The organism is Deltaproteobacteria bacterium (assembly GCA_016930875.1).
Lineage (GTDB): Bacteria > Desulfobacterota > Desulfobacteria > Desulfobacterales.
The window spans coordinates 1-14,532 of record JAFGFW010000111.1 but is presented as its reverse complement, the minus strand read 5'-3'; the positions used below and the strand labels follow the sequence as shown (position 1 = coordinate 14,532).

The window sequence follows — 14,532 nt, the reverse complement described above, 5'->3', positions numbered from 1 at the left end:
TTTGTTGAAAAGGTATTAAAGGGAGCTGAGGAAAAATTAGAGCGCAAGTACAAGTTTGAAGCACAGGGGTATGATTTTAACTGGGTAGTGAGGCATGTGGCTCAGCTATTGGGTATGGAGCCAAGCGAATCGGCTATGCGAGGTCAAAAAATAGTCGCAGAGAAAGGGTTGAGTCTATTGGAGAAAATAAACCTATAATACAATGGACGTTCCCCAACTGCCGCCCATATAACATTCAAAGCCAATCCAAAAGTGGAAATGTGAAGAGCCTTTTACTCAAAAAGGCAATCAAGTTTCACCGAGGTTCACTGGGAAGGTTTATAATTAGAGAACCCGGAACGGCGTCGGCGCCCAACCCTTTGTTTGGTCATCAAAGTAATTCGACAGAACCAAATGAGTTCGCCGTTCCTTACGGTTCTCGATTGCGTGAGAGGATGCCCCCACACGTGTCGTCCGTACGAGTTTCTCCCGAACCTTTCCAAAGTCATCGACCTTGAAGCTCCTTTAGGCTTTTCCGTCTAAACAGAACCTGCACACGGGAGCGTTCAAAGGTTTATGTCCACCATGTGTGTTGTTTCTGAGAAAATCCCGTTCATCCCGAACACAGCAGGGGCAAATTTTCAAAGATCCTTTTTCTACGTAAAAATAATGCAACGGAATGGGATTCGCAATGCTGCCAATCGAATTTTTTTCATATTTAAAAACGATACGTAACAAAAATTTTGGGATTTTGAAGACCCCTCCGGCAAGCCGCAGGGAATGTTCTGCCTGACGGCAGTGCTCCGCAGCGACCGTAAGGAACGCTGGCATTTCATAATTCGCTCGCTAACCCCGCAAAGAGTTACGGGGAATGCGCTCGCTATTGCGGGAATTTTGGGGACGCCCTTCACATTTCCTGGCCCGAGGTTGCTTGTTCACGAGAATCATTCCCAGACTCACCAAAGTCAAAGCCAGGATAAGGTTCGGAGTCATCACCTCTCCCAAGATCAAAATCCCGCTTAGAAACACTCCAAAGACCGGGGTGAAAAAGGAAAAGGCATGGAGCAAACTCACAGAGTACCGGTGGATGAGCTGAAACCAGACCAGATAGCTAATAAAGGCTACAACAATACACTGATAGAACAACGAGAATCCAGTCACAAAGGAAAATCCTGACAAAATGGGATCCTCCAGCGCGACGCTTATGAGGAACAGCAAAGGCGCGGAAAAGAAAACCTGGTAGAAAAGCGTCTGCAAGGGCACGGTCCGGTGGGAGAGGTATTTCTTCAGGTAGACCGTCGTAGCCGCCCACAAGACACCTGCTGCCAAGCCCATTAGATCACCTGGCAAAGTGCTCATGGAAAAAGAGGCCAGTCCCCTCATAAACAGGGAAACCACGCCGGCAAAAGCCAGGAAAAGTCCAGTGGCCTTCCAGACATTGAGCCGGTCCCCTTCGAGGAAAAAATGAGCCCCCACAGCTGCAAAGAACGGGGCAGTGTACACGAGGACATACGTTCTGGACGCGAGGGTGTATTGCAGCCCGACATAGATGAAGCCAAACTCGGAACCAAAAAACATTCCAACTACAATTCCGTGAAGAACCACAATTCTGGAGGGGAAGATAGGAATCCCCTTGGCCTTCATCCAAACACAAAGGCATGCGCTGGCCACCAGAGATCGCAGGCCAGCCATGAACAAAGGAGCCAGCTCCCGAGCCCCAATTTTTATGATCGCCATGTTTGCCCCCCAAATCAGGGCGAGGCCCAGGAGGACAGCTACCGGTTTCCATCGAAGTTGAGCTTCGTACATCCCAGCCATACCGCTTTAGGTTGAATTAGACTCCTTTTGGCTTGAAGCCGAATAGTGATTAGATCTCGGCCCGAGGATCTTAGAAATGGCATCAGAATGGAACCATCTTATTTAAATGGAAAGACATATGTCAAATCTCTGTGCTGAATCCTGGCGGAGGAACTTGATGGCAAGATGTTGTTGCCAGAAAGGAGTCGAAAAGTAGGGGTGTGAAATGCGAGATCAAATCTCGCCTTTTACAACATTGCCTTGCAGGACTACTGATTTGAAATGGTATCCTTATTCTTCTCCCACCAGTCCATCAACTGGTCAACCGCTAACGGTTTTATCTTCAATTGTGTCCCCTTCATAAAGTAGTGCCCTGCGTATTCCACTGCACGTAGGCTTCTGTCTGAACGTATAACATCTATTAAGAATTGGAGGCGGGGTTTCTTTGGCAAATCATTTCTTTTCCAGATGAACTCAATAAGTCCAGGTCGCAACCACGCTGCGGCCATGCCATATTGAACAATAAGTTCATCAAGAGAGAGCTTGGAAGGATCAATGCCCTCTCCCCAAGGGATATTGAAACCACTAAGGTAGAAGGGTTGTGAATGGGCATCCACTATCGTGCCATACGCCCGCGCCGCAAGCATACTCAGATCTTTTGTCCCATCTTTGGAGAGCCTGCCTAATTCGTCGAATGCCTCTCTATCGTCATTTTGAGCCCGGATCACTGTTATGGCAAAAGCGTTTGCAGCTTCAAGTTTATCCTCAGAATGTTGCGCTTGCTCTACAGCAACCGAAAGCCTTTTCATGAATTCAGTTATTTCAGCACGCTGCATATTAACTTGTTCAACCTGTCGGCTCACCTCAGTTGCTTCCTTCGCCGCGAAGTTGATCGTGTGACTGTGTGCCCTGACCTGCTCGCGATACTTTTGAATCTCTGTCAATATGTCCTTGATACGGCGCGCATCAGTTTCAGCTTCGGCCTGGACATCGGCGAGATCGCCTATCTTGTCATGAAATATCCCATGCTGAACAATCAAAAGCAATCCACTGGCCACAAACGCTACGAAGAGCAATATTCCAACCTTATTACCCACGACCTTGTTTACCAAGAGTAAAGACACTCCAAGCAAACCTGCCACAATTATCGCGCAACCAATGACCTGAAAGATATGCATGGTCATTACACCCACATAGAAGAATAGTCAGGGGGGAGGGGCATAAGTAGATAATGAAGTTTCTACGAGACGATAGTTGTTTTCTTCAGCATACTGTTCGCCTCTTTTTACGGCGTACCCCACTCCGGACTGGGTCATCCCTAGACGCCTGGATAAGTCCTTCAACGCGTAGCAAATCACCTCACATTATGTCAAACTAATTATATTTTTTTATCTTGGCTTTCTCGCGTTTGTAGGGGGACATCTTACCAGTAAGACATCCTAACTGCATGGAGGTTTGTCATGGCAAATGTTTCAACAACAAAAATGTCATCAAAAGGCCAAGTCGTTATTCCTGAAAATATAAGGAAACAACTAAACTTAAAGGCTGGGGCTCAATTCGTCGTTGTCGGTGAAAAGGACGTTGTCGTCCTTAAGAACATAGCACCACCATCACTTGATGAATTTGGCCCTCTTATTGCCGAGGCCAGAAAAAAAGGAAAACAAGCCGGAATTAAAAAGTCTGATCTTGGCAATGCCATTTTAAAAGCTCGAGGAAAAAAGAAATGAGAATTGTCCTTGATACGAATGTGTTCATATCCGGGATATTTTTCAGCGGCCCTCCATTACAAATCCTTAAAGCATGGAGAAACCAAAGCTTTCAAATTGTACTTTCGCAACAAATCCTTGATGAATAGCAACGTGTTGCAGAGGATCTATCATCTAAATTCCCGACGATCGATATATATTGCCAATTATTGAACTGGTTACAATTCATGGGCAATTCATCAATACTCAGGGTTTTGATATCTCGGTATGCGAAGACCCTGACGACGATAAATTCATTGAAAATTATTGCAAAAATTGATCAACTCCTCGACTTGAGCCAAAAAGTTGCTGCTACTGGAAGACAGGCAATTCGTGGAATCTGCATTCAAGCCTTCTAGTCATTGTGAATGTCGTATTTAATTGCTTCTATTTTGTGGGGCGCGAAATGACCGGAGATCCGTATAGGAAGATCGCAAAATCCTACGATACTTGGGTTGAGCCATTCAGCAAAGCAATAAGACAGATGGGTTTGAAGATGTATCCTCCCAAGGAACGGATGCGTGTCCTTGATGTCGGGTGTGGAACTGGGACGAATCTATATCTGTACTATAGAGCGGGATGTGAGGTGCATGGAATAGACTTATCCCCTGGAATGTTGGAGGAAGCTCGCGGGAAACTGGGCGATCGTGTGCAACTTCGATTGGGAGATGCATCGCAAATGCCTTATTCAGATGGCTTCTTCGATCTGGTTATTGCGATGCTGACTTTGCACGAGATGCCTAGTTCAATACGCCCCGCCGCAATGAGCGATATGGTTCGGGTTCTGAAACAAGATGGCCGCATGCTACTAATTGATTTTCACCCCGGTCCAATTTGCTTTCCACAAGGTTGGCTTCAAAAAGCCCTTATTCTTTTCTTTGAAATAGCAGCTGGAAGAGAGCATTTCAGGAATTATCGTAGCTTCGTGGCCAGCCAAGGACTTCTAAACTTGATAGACGCGCATGATTTGTTTGTAGAGAAAAGGAGGATTATTAGTGGTGGCAATCTTGGATTATTCCTTTTGAGATCGAGTAAGCCCAATTGACCTGTTATTCTAGTTAGATGCGTTGCCAATCTAACGAAACAAGAGTTCGTATGTCGCGAAGCCGGCATACAATTCTGGGTTGAACTGAGCCGCGTCTATTTGGAAATTGAATGGCGGGAAGTTCAGATGCAGAGCGTTCATGAAGGCCGGGTTCGGAACTATATATAGGGTAATGAGAAGGTCCAAACGGCCCCCGCAGGCGGTAACGCCAGGGTTATTGAGACCTTACATCTACGGCGCAGACCAGATGACTTTTTCGCTTCTATTGAACAGCAAAACGGAGGAAGCCGGAACTCCTTCGTTTGTCCCCGACTGCACATCTTTGAGGACAGCGCTTCCGAGCACAGCGCGCAACTTGCCCTCCTGGTCAAAGAGATTCAATGACGGGTCTCCTGTTGAATCCACCGTTAGCCAGAGACGAGATCGTCCATCCTTGTCAGACAGGGATAGATGTGTGCCTTGTGCATCCGAACCCAATGCAGCGCCACTGGGAGAATCATTGCCCGACAGGTACAGGAAGGAGCCCCGCTCGCCCACCTCAAGCCTGATATCGGCCTCGCCGTCCTCGTCAGAAAGCCCCACATAAGGCTTGCCGCCCAGATCAAGCCCGAACATGAGGCGAATTGTCCCGTCCTTGTCACGCAGCGACATATGCGCGTCTCCGTATATGTCCATATCGAGCGAGAAGCGAATAGCAGCGTTTTTGTCAAAAAACACCAGTCGCTGCTGATCCAGCACAGCACAGACCTTGCCCTTCTTGTCCACGATCTGAAGTTTTTCTGCAGAAATCATCTTTGACGGCCCTGGCGGTGTCTCTGCCAAGGCCCATGGGGCCTTGAAGATCCTGGCAGAAAGTGCGCCACCAACAAAGCCGGCAATGACCACCAACGATACCATCAACGCATATTGTTTTCTGTTCATGCTACCCCCTCCTGTTTTCCGGCTTGAGTCGCGAAGTTCATGCTTTTTCTGGCAAAAAAATCCGTACTGTTCTCAAGGCGGCAGCCGCAAATCCGAATATCGTGCTTTGGATTTTCCCGCTCGCCTAGGTTAGGGTCTCACAAGAAAATGTTTTACATACCTCGGGTCGAGTTTTTGCAATGATACCGAACCATACTCCTCTTCAAGTTCACTGAACAGGTTATCAAGAGGTTGTACCTGTGTCTGCAACTCATTGGCGGCAAGCCCGGACCGCAGGGCCAGCCAGTCCCAAAAGGACTTCTTCATTTTTTCATATACCCGGTACGGTTTTTTCCCCTTTGCCCAAAAATCTCGAAAGAAGGCCTTAAATTCCTCTGCCCGCAAGGGTTCTATCTTTTCCGGCTGGCCCAAGTGGTCTCGCGCCCAACAGGTCAGGAAAAGATTTTTGTAACTGACGGGCTGATATGTTTTCACGGGATGGGCAAGGGGCGTATGAGCAAAGACAAGGGAAAGAAGGTAGTCCACGGCCATGATTTGATCAAGGGCTTCACGGCAACGGTTGATGTCTTCTATGCTTTTGAACTCACGATATGGGTCGCTACCCTCTGAAAAAGCAGCGTAAAAAAGGGGGCGTTTCTTCAGCAGGCCACCCAGCATACCTTCCCAGTCATCCTCCCAGAAATTTAGCTCAAGGTCTCTGGCGACAAACCAGCTTTTCTTGATCCATTTTTCCGCCTTCCATTTTAGCTCCAGGGCAGCGCCGAAACCAACGCGGAAGATCTGGTTCAAAGGAAATTTTTCAAGTAAGGAAGGGGCCTTTTGGGGGTCCCCGTCCGTGAGTTTTCTGAGGCCAATGTTCAAATATCCACAGGCTTTTCTAACCACAGTGACCAGGTCCTCTTTTTCTCGAGCCACAAGGCCGTCCGCAGACATGATTTGATTGCACATGGCGGAAAATTCCATCTGGAGCCGCTCCAATGTGTGACTGTCTTCTACATATCCCAGGGCCATGAAAAAGGGATCCGTGTCCTGGATCAGCAGTGACTTTGAAACGGGTATGACTTCAAAAAGATCCGGTTGTTCTACCATATTCTGAGCGTCAGGTTCTTTTTCTAAAAGACTTTGGGCGCTTAGGGGTTGATAGACCCCGACGGCTTCTTCAAAGGGAAGAAAACCCTTTTCAGCCAATCTGACATTTCGGAGTCTGTATATGTTTTCTTCTGTTTCAGGAGCCAGAACCCCGGTCACTTCCAAGAGGACCTGACGCAACCTGTTGAGGTCGTACTCTGCAAGGCGGTCAAGAAATTCCTTTATAACTTGATAGTATTTTTCGTCTCGTACACGAACATAGAACATGCTATCCGGGGAAAACCAATTCTCATCAAGATCAGATAGAGACTCATCTTCTTGCATGATTCTGACCTCGATATTTCTGAAAAGACTAAGCTCAATAAGCTGGATGTGTTCATGCAATCCCCAAGTTAAGAACCTCTGTGGATCCGCTTTTAGCAAAAGGTCAAACCATCTATTGACAGAATCGATCTCAAGCCGATCCTTGCGCCACAACTCCAGGTCCAACAGATACTGCCACTGATCATTAGAGGCACGGGACAAAATCGGGAGTGCATCCTGAGGGCCAATATCCTGGACCAGCCAGAACAGATCCTCTTCAGCGAGAGACTGAACCAAACGGGCAGGTGTCAAAGATTCGAGGATCACATCAAGAGCCTTCTTGGCCGGAAGCGCCATTAACTCCTTGGGGCTGGGACAAGAAGGGACTCCAGGTTTTTCTGATCCTTTAAGGGTGGGTTTTTCCATAATGCATCACAGCCCCTAGCCATCACCGACCTCGATCCGCTTGGCGTCTGACCACAGACCTTCAAGGTCGTAGTAAGTTCTCACAGGTTCGTAAAAAACGTGAATGATCACATCCCCGTAGTCCATGAGGACCCAGTGCCCCTCCTGGAGGCCTTCTACGCCTAAAGACTTGATCCCCTTTGCCTTGAGGTCTTTTTCAACGAATTCCGCAATGGCGGATACCTGCCGATGAGAGCGGGCGCTACATATGATGAAATTGTCTGCAAAGGAAGCCAATCCACGCACATCGAGAACAACCACATCAAAGGCCTTCATGGCTTGGACTGCCTTGATGTAGTCATTTATGGCCGGCTCTTTGGGTTGCGTCATCGGTAAAGCCTCTTCTTGTCTATGAAGTCTTCAACCGTGGGGGGGACCAGGAAACGGATGGAATGACCTTGCCTGATACACTTTCTGGTTTCCGTTGCTGAAATGTCGAGGTGGGTGATGTTCAGACAGAAGACAGGGCACAGGCGGGGATGATTGTATCGGTTGGATGTGCTGTCATATTTGTACTCTTCGGATATGTGGGTGAGGATAAATCTTCCCAGATCCTTCACTCTGGCTCCGGGTCTGGTCATGACAATGAAATGGGCAGTGGCGAAAAGCTGCTTATACGATTTCCACGTAGTGATTTCCGAAAAGGCATCCACTCCCACGATAAAATGGATAGTGCTGCCTGGCCCGAAATGCCCCTGGAAGTACCGCAAGGTCTCGATAGTATATGAAAGCCCGGAACGTGCCAGCTCCACGTCAGAGGCTTCCAAATAGGGGGTCCCCTTAACAGCCAGACGGACCATCTCAAGGCGGTCCTCAGCGCTGGCAATATCTCCGGCGTTCTTATGTGGCGGGCTGGCCGATGGGATTAACAAAAGCTTGTCCAGGTTGAAAGCCTCCCGGACTTCTACCGCGGCCCTGAGGTGGCCGATGTGTATAGGGTTGAAGGTCCCGCCAAAAAGGCCTAAGCGCACGAATACCCCTTACGGTGAAACCTTTGCAAAATCGTCATGTTCTGACTTGCCCCTCCCCAAAGACGACAAATTTTGTGGTGGTCAGCTCTTCAAGCCCCATTGGGCCATAGGCATGGAGCTTGGACGTGCTGATTCCGATCTCAGCGCCCAAACCGAGTTCGCCGCCGTCATTGAACCGCGTAGAGGCGTTCACCAGCACCACGGAGGCATCTACCTCCCGCAAGAATCGACGGGCACGACCATAATCTGAGGTCACAATAGCTTCTGTATGGGCCGAACCGAACTTGTCGATGTGCTCTATTGCTTCATCCATTGAGGAGACGATCTTGACCGAAAGGATCAGGTCCAGATATTCCGTTAGCCAGTCTTCCTCGGTGGCTTCTTTGGCCTCCGGCAAGATCCGGCAAGTCACAGGGCATCCGCGAAGCTCTACGCCTGCATCTTTGAAACGCCTGGCCATTTTCGGCAAAAACGATTCAGCCACAGCTTCGTGGACCACGAGGGTCTCCATGGCGTTGCATACACCCGGCCGCTGCACCTTGGCATTGTATGAGATCTCTTCGGCCATACCAAGGTCAGAGGTCTCGTCCACATAAACGTGACACACTCCTTTGTAATGCTTGAGTACCGGGATCTTCGAATTTTCAACTACAAACCGGATCAATCCCTCCCCACCCCTGGGGATGATGAGGTCCACAAGGTCTTCTTGAGCCAGCAGGGCGTTGACGGCAAGTCTATCCCTTGCAGGGATCACCTGGGCAGCGCCTTCCGGTATGCCCGAGTCCCGCAACGCCTCCTGGATGATGCGGGCCAAAACGGCATTGGAATGAAAGGCCTCTGAACCACCGCGCAGGATCACGGCATTTCCGGCCTTCAGACAAAGTCCGGCGGCATCAATAGTGGCATTCGGCCTGGCCTCATATATCATGCCGATTACGCCAAGAGGAATGCGAACTCGACCGACCTGAAGGCCATTGGGCCGCAGCCACATGCCCGTCACTTCCCCAACCGGATCAGGAAGCCCTATCACGTCGCGCAAGCCCTTTGCCATGGATTCAATAACTCCGTCACTGACTGTCAGCCGGTCGATCATGGCATCTGAAAGCCCCTTTTCCCTTGCGTATGCCAGGTCCTTCTCATTTTCCTCCTTGATCGCTGCGCCTTGATCCAGGAGTTTACAGGCAACGTGCTCCAAGGCCTCATTTTTCTTGTTTGTACCCAAAATCGATACTACCTTGGCAGCTTTTTTTGCGGCTTGTGCTATTTTACGCACAGTCTCTTCTATTGACATAAGGGGTCCTCCGTTTCGTCCAGAGTTATCACAAGGTTATCTCTGTGGATCACCTCATCGTAGTACTTGTGCCCCAGTCGTTTTCTGATTTGGCTGGTTTTGAGTCCTATGACTTTCCTAATGTCAGAGGCCTTGTAGTTCACCAGGCCCTTGGCAAAGGCAGTGCCATCCGGGTCAAGGCAGCTGACCATGTCTCCTTCACGGAACTCCCCATCCACATCCATAATCCCAATGGGCAGCAAGCTCCTGCCCTGTTTGCAGATGGCCCTTGCCGCCCCTCTGTCTACCCTAATAGCACCCTTTTCTTTGAGCGTAAAGGCGATCCAGCATTTTCTGCATGTCATCTTCTGCCTTCCAGGGAGAAAAAGGGTTCCCACGTCCTTGCCTTGAAACAGGCTTTTTAAGATGTTGGGTGTGAGCCCGCTTGCAATTACCATAGGGATACCGCTGGTGGTTACCTTCTTAGCTGTTTGGACCTTGCTCGACATCCCCCCCGTGCCGAGCGCTCCAGGAATATCGCAGGCCGTCTGCTCAACGCTTCGGTCGATTTTCGAGATCAAAGGCACCAACGAAGCGTCTTTATGGACATGCGGGTCTTTGTCGTAAAACCCGTCAATATCGGTCAGGTTGACAAGCATCTGGGCGTCCATTAGGTGCGTCATCATTGCCGCCAAGTTGTCATTATCTCCAAACTTGAGTTCGTTCACAACCACGGTATCGTTCTCGTTGACTATGGGCAAAATCCCCCAATCCAGCAAAACATTCAAGGTATTGCGGGCGTTCAGGTGACGCCTCCTATTGCAAAGATCGTCCCGCGTGAGCAGAACCTGGGCCACTTTTTTCCTATATCGGCCAAAGGCCTTCTCATAGGCATGCATAAGGCTCGGCTGCCCTGCTGCTGCCGCAGCCTGTTTGTGGGGAATATCCGTTGGCCTTTCTCTCAAACCCACCTTGATCACACCCAAGCCAATGGCCCCTGAACTCACAAGGATCACTTGACGCCCCTCATCCATAAGCCAGGATATCTGCCGAGCGAGATGGGTGATCACACTCGCTGCGGGCTTCTGATCATCGGTCAGAACGCCAGTGCCCACCTTGATCACAGCGCGTTTGACACGATTGAACAAGTCCTTCCGTATCTCTATTCGTTCCTGTTTCGTAGTCATATCTCAGCAAAAAAATCAGGCAGCGGCCCGCTGGGCAACTTCCACCAGCTCTCCCAAATGGGCTTTCAACGGATTCAGCCCTTCCCCCGTAAGTGCGGAAATAACCCAGATATCCGGATTCAACGGCTTTAGGGATTTGGCGACTTCGCCTGCCAGGGCATGGGCACCTGGCTTGTCCACTTTGTTTAAGACAACGACTTGAGTGGCTTCTGAAAGCTTCGGATTAAATGACTGAAGTTCCAAATTTATCACCCGGTAGGGGCGCAGGACGTCCTCTGCCGGCAAAGCAGCAATATCGATGAGGTGGAGCAAAAACCTGGTCCGTTCAACATGTTTGAGAAATGTTATTCCCAGACCTGCCCCGAGGTGTGCCCCTTCAATAAGGCCGGGAATGTCAGCGATCACAAAAGGATCGGCTCCCTCAGGTTCGACCACGCCAAGAGATGGTGTCAGAGTAGTAAATGGGTAGTCGGCGATCTTGGGACGGGCTGATGAAAGCTTCGAGATAAGGGTCGATTTGCCCGCATTGGGCAATCCGATAACGCCCACATCAGCCAGGAGCTTCAGCTCCAGCTTCAGCTTGAGCATCTCTCCCGGTTCGCCCTTCTGAGCATATCTGGGCGCCCTGTTTCTCGAGGAGGCAAAATGCTGATTTCCCAGGCCTCCTCGGCCACCATGGACGGCAACAAAAGATTCGCCTCTACCGGACAAATCCTTGATGATACGGCCGCTTTCGGCCTCCCGTATCAACGTGCCAGGAGGAACCTCAATGATCCGGTCCTTGCCATGTTTTCCTGTCTGTCGTTTCCCCCGTCCGTGGGCGCCTCTTTTGGCCTTGAACTGTCTTGCAAAAGAAAAGCTGTAAAGCGTGTTGGTTTGGGATGTGGTCTTGAAAACAACATCACCGCCCTTGCCGCCATCACCTCCGTCTGGCCCCCCTTTGGGAACGTATTTTTCTCGTCGAAAGCTCACACAACCGTTACCGCCGTCCCCAGCCTGGACAATGATTAGCGCTTCGTCAACGAATTTCATTGCTATCGATGTAACTTCTCAAAAAGTTCGGGCTGCACGGTTGCAATAAGCGCAGGGGATGAAGGCTTTTTCTGAAAGGCGATATCTTTGTTATTGGTACAGCTTTTGCGCAGTGGCCAGATATTTATGCTTAATGGCAAGGTCAAAGAGAAGCCGTTTTGCGTGGATGCAGGACCAAAATACTGAGACACAAGATGACTACCGTCATCGGTCATTCAGGAAGAAAAGGGCCTAAGCTGACACCCGATAGACACTGACCCTTTTCCTGGAACGTCCCATGCGTTCAAATGTGACAATGCCATCCGTTTTGGCAAACAAGGTGTAATCCTTTCCCATGCCCACATTGTTTCCAGGATGGACTTTAGTCCCGAGCTGTCGCACCAGTATGTTTCCAGATAAAACCGCTTGCCCGCCGAAACGTTTGATTCCACGCCTCTGGCCATTGCTGTCGCGGCCATTTTTTGAACTGCCGCCTGCCTTCTTATGTGCCATGGTCTTATTGCTCCTTCGAGATATCTTCTAAAGATACGTTAATTGCATCGATCCTGAGCGCTGTGAACTGTTGCCGATGGCCCCTTTTTCTGTGATAACGCTTGCGGCGTTTATACTTAAAAACGATGATTTTCTTGGCCTTCCCTTGTTCAACAATGTGGCCCTCTACTGCTGTGCCAGGAAGCGTCGGCTGGCCTATTTTCACTGTTTCTCCATCAGATAGCATCAGGACGCGATCAAATGAGATAGGGGCGCCGATCTCGCCTGGGATCTTTTCAACTCTTATGGTTTCTCCCTGACAGACCTTGTACTGTTTCCCCCCAGTAGATATTACAGCATACATGATGACAACCTTTCAAAACATTCACAAAACTCGGCCTTGAAGTGAAAACCGTGATGTCTCACAAAAAGTATTTAAACTAAAATAGAGATCGCCAGATGTCAACCTATTTTTTGTGCATTTCATATGTTTCCCATTGCTCAAGATGAAATTGTGGATCAGGGTGAACAACAACCTCCTTTTTCAACCAGGTTTCCAAGGACTCCACCGTACCCCGCTCCTCACCAAGAAGAAGCTCGGCGACCTCCGGATGAACCTTCAAGGTAATAGACTGGCCCATTAACTCACCAGACTCTCGCCGCATTTCCCGATAGATATTGTAACAGATTGTTCGCTTGGACTGAAGATACCCCTCGCCTTCACAGTAGTAACATGGTTCGCAAAGCATACGATTGAGGGTTTCGCGGGTCCGTTTTCTGGTCATTTCAATGAGTCCAAGCTCTGACATTGGCAAGACATTCGTCCTGCTTCGGTCTTTCTTCAGAGCCTCTTTCAAAGTATTGAACACTCTTTCGCGGTTTGACTGCTTGTCCATGTCAATAAAATCAATGATGATCAAACCCCCAATATCACGCAGTCTGATTTGGTATGCAATCTCCTTCACGGCCTCCAGGTTAGTCTTAAGGATTGTCTCCTCCAAGTTGTGCTTGCCAACAAACCGCCCGGTGTTGACATCAATGGCAACCAACGCTTCGGTATGCTCTATAACAATATAGCCCCCTGATTTAAGCCAAACCTTCTTTTTGAGGGCGCGGGAGATCTCGGATTCCAGATTGTAAGCATCGAAAATGGGCTCACGGTCCTCATAAAGCTCAACGGAATCCCTCAATTTCGGCATGAAGGTATCCAGGAATTGCAGGATTTCTTCATATCCGGACTTGGAATCAATGACGAGCTTGTCAACTTCCTGGGTAAACAAGTCCCGAACAGCACGAAGGGTCACATTGAGTTCTTTGTGCAGCAGACTCGGCACCGGGGCACTTTTGTTTTTTTTCTGTATCTCTTCCCACAACGACACGAGGAAGTTCATTTCATTGGCTAGTTTTTCCGTTCCGATTCCTTCGCTGACCGTTCTGGCAATAAAGCCGTAATTCTCGGGTCTTATGGCTGCAATGGCCTCCTTTAAACGTTTTCGTTCATTCTCGTCTTCAATCCGCCGCGAAACCCCGATATGAATAGTAGTAGGCATGAGAACCAGAAAACGACCCGGCAATGATATCCGCGTTGTAATCCGAGCCCCCTTATTACCAATGGGCGCCTTGGATGCCTGGGCCATGATTTCCTGGCCTTCATGAAGAAGTTCCTCAATCATGAAGCCTTGATCCAGAGAAGGAGGCCGGTCACGGGAATCTGCTTCGGTCGACTCGCCATACTCCTGACAGGTCGACAGCATAAGTTGCTCAAACTCCTGATAGTTGTTCAAGACGTCGGCAACGTAGATAAAGGCGGCCTGACCCAGACCTATATCCACAAAAGCGGCTTGCATTCCTGGAAGGACTCGAATGACCCGTCCCTTGTAAATGTTGCTTGCTATGTCACACCCTGTGGGCCTCTCGATAAGGAGTTCCAGGAGTGTGCCATTTTCTACAAGACCAACACGTGTTTCGTGATCCGTGGAGTTTATGATTAATTCTTTAGGCATATTGTATATTTATCATAACAAAACAATAATTTCAAACTCCTATTGACATAAAAAACATAATTCCTTGACACACAACACCCTTTTTCCTATGCTCGCCCCACCGAAAAACAACTCCTATTGGATAGCATGAATCAGGTGCTCCCAAAAGGCACACAGATTTCCGCCTAAGATGACGCCATATGGCATCTTGGGGATACCATATGTCGTGATCTCAACTTGTGCCATCTGTCAACCGACCACAATATGTGGGACCG

Annotated in this window: 16 protein-coding genes; 4 read left to right on the top strand and 12 right to left on the bottom strand. The window is 49.1% G+C overall.

All coding sequences use genetic code 11. The features are described from left to right. Positions 1 to 198, top strand: a 198-nt coding sequence (locus tag JW883_10155; GenBank protein ID MBN1842628.1) for a hypothetical protein, incomplete at its 5' end; no start/stop codon positions are given. A 627-nt stretch (positions 199 to 825) separates the two neighbouring features. Here the strand turns inward: JW883_10155 and JW883_10150 are convergent. Together JW883_10150 and JW883_10145 are read right to left on the bottom strand one after the other, a co-directional pair. After that, the gene (locus JW883_10150) at positions 826 to 1,788 is read right to left on the bottom strand and encodes a DMT family transporter (protein MBN1842627.1); all 963 of its coding nucleotides are present in this window, start codon (positions 1,786 to 1,788) and stop codon (positions 826 to 828) included. 257 nt (positions 1,789 to 2,045) lie between these two features. After that, a complete protein-coding gene (locus JW883_10145; protein MBN1842626.1) occupies positions 2,046 to 2,960 on the bottom strand; it encodes a hypothetical protein in 915 nt (304 codons plus the stop codon). A gap of 276 nt (positions 2,961 to 3,236) precedes the next feature. Between JW883_10145 and JW883_10140 the strand changes: the two genes are divergently transcribed. The 3 genes from JW883_10140 (at position 3,237) to JW883_10130 (ending at position 4,566) form a co-directional block, all read left to right on the top strand. Then, positions 3,237 to 3,503, top strand: a complete 267-nt coding sequence (locus tag JW883_10140) for an AbrB/MazE/SpoVT family DNA-binding domain-containing protein (protein ID MBN1842625.1) — start codon at positions 3,237 to 3,239, stop codon at positions 3,501 to 3,503. Continuing rightward, positions 3,500 to 3,631 carry a PIN domain-containing protein gene (locus JW883_10135; protein MBN1842624.1) on the top strand — a complete coding sequence of 44 codons (132 nt, stop codon included), beginning with the start codon at positions 3,500 to 3,502 and terminating at the stop codon, positions 3,629 to 3,631. Before JW883_10140 ends, JW883_10135 begins: the two co-directional genes overlap by 4 nt. 296 nt (positions 3,632 to 3,927) lie before the next feature. Then, positions 3,928 to 4,566: a class I SAM-dependent methyltransferase gene (locus JW883_10130; protein ID MBN1842623.1), complete on the top strand. Its 639-nt coding sequence runs from the start codon at positions 3,928 to 3,930 to the stop codon at positions 4,564 to 4,566. A 231-nt stretch (positions 4,567 to 4,797) separates the two neighbouring features. Here JW883_10130 and JW883_10125 read toward each other — a convergent pair whose 3' ends face one another. The 10 genes from JW883_10125 to JW883_10080 all read right to left on the bottom strand — a co-directional run bounded on the left by JW883_10125 (position 4,798) and on the right by JW883_10080 (position 14,278). Then, positions 4,798 to 5,487, bottom strand: a complete 690-nt coding sequence (locus JW883_10125; protein ID MBN1842622.1) for a hypothetical protein — start codon at positions 5,485 to 5,487, stop codon at positions 4,798 to 4,800. A 129-nt stretch (positions 5,488 to 5,616) separates the two neighbouring features. Then, entirely contained in the window at positions 5,617 to 7,305 is a 1,689-nt protein-coding gene (locus JW883_10120) for a hypothetical protein (GenBank protein MBN1842621.1), read from the bottom strand. A 15-nt stretch (positions 7,306 to 7,320) separates the two neighbouring features. Then, positions 7,321 to 7,674, bottom strand: coding sequence for a ribosome silencing factor (gene rsfS, locus JW883_10115; protein MBN1842620.1), 354 nt, complete (start codon positions 7,672 to 7,674; stop codon positions 7,321 to 7,323). Beyond that, positions 7,671 to 8,315, bottom strand: coding sequence for a nicotinate-nucleotide adenylyltransferase (locus tag JW883_10110; protein ID MBN1842619.1), 645 nt, complete (start codon positions 8,313 to 8,315; stop codon positions 7,671 to 7,673). Before JW883_10110 ends, rsfS begins: the two co-directional genes overlap by 4 nt. A gap of 34 nt (positions 8,316 to 8,349) precedes the next feature. After that, positions 8,350 to 9,606: a glutamate-5-semialdehyde dehydrogenase gene (locus JW883_10105; GenBank protein ID MBN1842618.1), complete on the bottom strand. Its 1,257-nt coding sequence runs from the start codon at positions 9,604 to 9,606 to the stop codon at positions 8,350 to 8,352. Further along, positions 9,597 to 10,772: a glutamate 5-kinase gene (gene proB / locus JW883_10100; protein MBN1842617.1), complete on the bottom strand. Its 1,176-nt coding sequence runs from the start codon at positions 10,770 to 10,772 to the stop codon at positions 9,597 to 9,599. Before proB ends, JW883_10105 begins: the two co-directional genes overlap by 10 nt. 15 nt (positions 10,773 to 10,787) lie before the next feature. Beyond that, positions 10,788 to 11,804 carry a GTPase ObgE gene (obgE, locus tag JW883_10095; GenBank protein ID MBN1842616.1) on the bottom strand — a complete coding sequence of 339 codons (1,017 nt, stop codon included), beginning with the start codon at positions 11,802 to 11,804 and terminating at the stop codon, positions 10,788 to 10,790. A 231-nt stretch (positions 11,805 to 12,035) separates the two neighbouring features. After that, positions 12,036 to 12,296, bottom strand: coding sequence for a 50S ribosomal protein L27 (gene rpmA, locus JW883_10090; GenBank protein MBN1842615.1), 261 nt, complete (start codon positions 12,294 to 12,296; stop codon positions 12,036 to 12,038). Positions 12,297 to 12,300: 4 nt separating this feature from the next. Beyond that, a complete protein-coding gene (rplU, locus tag JW883_10085; protein MBN1842614.1) occupies positions 12,301 to 12,639 on the bottom strand; it encodes a 50S ribosomal protein L21 in 339 nt (112 codons plus the stop codon). 103 nt (positions 12,640 to 12,742) lie between these two features. Next, on the bottom strand, positions 12,743 to 14,278 hold the full coding sequence (locus JW883_10080; protein ID MBN1842613.1) for an Rne/Rng family ribonuclease: 1,536 nt from the start codon (positions 14,276 to 14,278) through the stop codon (positions 12,743 to 12,745). Between the last annotated feature and the right edge of the window lie 254 nt (positions 14,279 to 14,532).

Excerpts from the sequence above, each read along its gene's own strand:
- JW883_10150 (MBN1842627.1), bottom strand. The coding sequence starts at position 1,788 with ATGTACGAAGCTCAACTTCGATGGAAACCGGTAGCTGTCCTCCTGGGC.
- JW883_10145 (MBN1842626.1), bottom strand. The coding sequence starts at position 2,960 with ATGACCATGCATATCTTTCAGGTCATTGGTTGCGCGATAATTGTGGCA.
- JW883_10140 (MBN1842625.1), top strand. The coding sequence starts at position 3,237 with ATGGCAAATGTTTCAACAACAAAAATGTCATCAAAAGGCCAAGTCGTT.
- JW883_10135 (MBN1842624.1), top strand. The coding sequence starts at position 3,500 with ATGAGAATTGTCCTTGATACGAATGTGTTCATATCCGGGATATTTTTC.
- JW883_10130 (MBN1842623.1), top strand. The coding sequence starts at position 3,928 with ATGACCGGAGATCCGTATAGGAAGATCGCAAAATCCTACGATACTTGG.
- JW883_10125 (MBN1842622.1), bottom strand. The coding sequence starts at position 5,487 with ATGAACAGAAAACAATATGCGTTGATGGTATCGTTGGTGGTCATTGCC.
- JW883_10120 (MBN1842621.1), bottom strand. The coding sequence starts at position 7,305 with ATGGAAAAACCCACCCTTAAAGGATCAGAAAAACCTGGAGTCCCTTCT.
- rsfS (MBN1842620.1), bottom strand. The coding sequence starts at position 7,674 with ATGACGCAACCCAAAGAGCCGGCCATAAATGACTACATCAAGGCAGTC.
- JW883_10105 (MBN1842618.1), bottom strand. The coding sequence starts at position 9,606 with ATGTCAATAGAAGAGACTGTGCGTAAAATAGCACAAGCCGCAAAAAAA.
- proB (MBN1842617.1), bottom strand. The coding sequence starts at position 10,772 with ATGACTACGAAACAGGAACGAATAGAGATACGGAAGGACTTGTTCAAT.
- obgE (MBN1842616.1), bottom strand. The coding sequence starts at position 11,804 with ATGAAATTCGTTGACGAAGCGCTAATCATTGTCCAGGCTGGGGACGGC.
- rpmA (MBN1842615.1), bottom strand. The coding sequence starts at position 12,296 with ATGGCACATAAGAAGGCAGGCGGCAGTTCAAAAAATGGCCGCGACAGC.
- rplU (MBN1842614.1), bottom strand. The coding sequence starts at position 12,639 with ATGTATGCTGTAATATCTACTGGGGGGAAACAGTACAAGGTCTGTCAG.
- JW883_10080 (MBN1842613.1), bottom strand. The coding sequence starts at position 14,278 with ATGCCTAAAGAATTAATCATAAACTCCACGGATCACGAAACACGTGTT.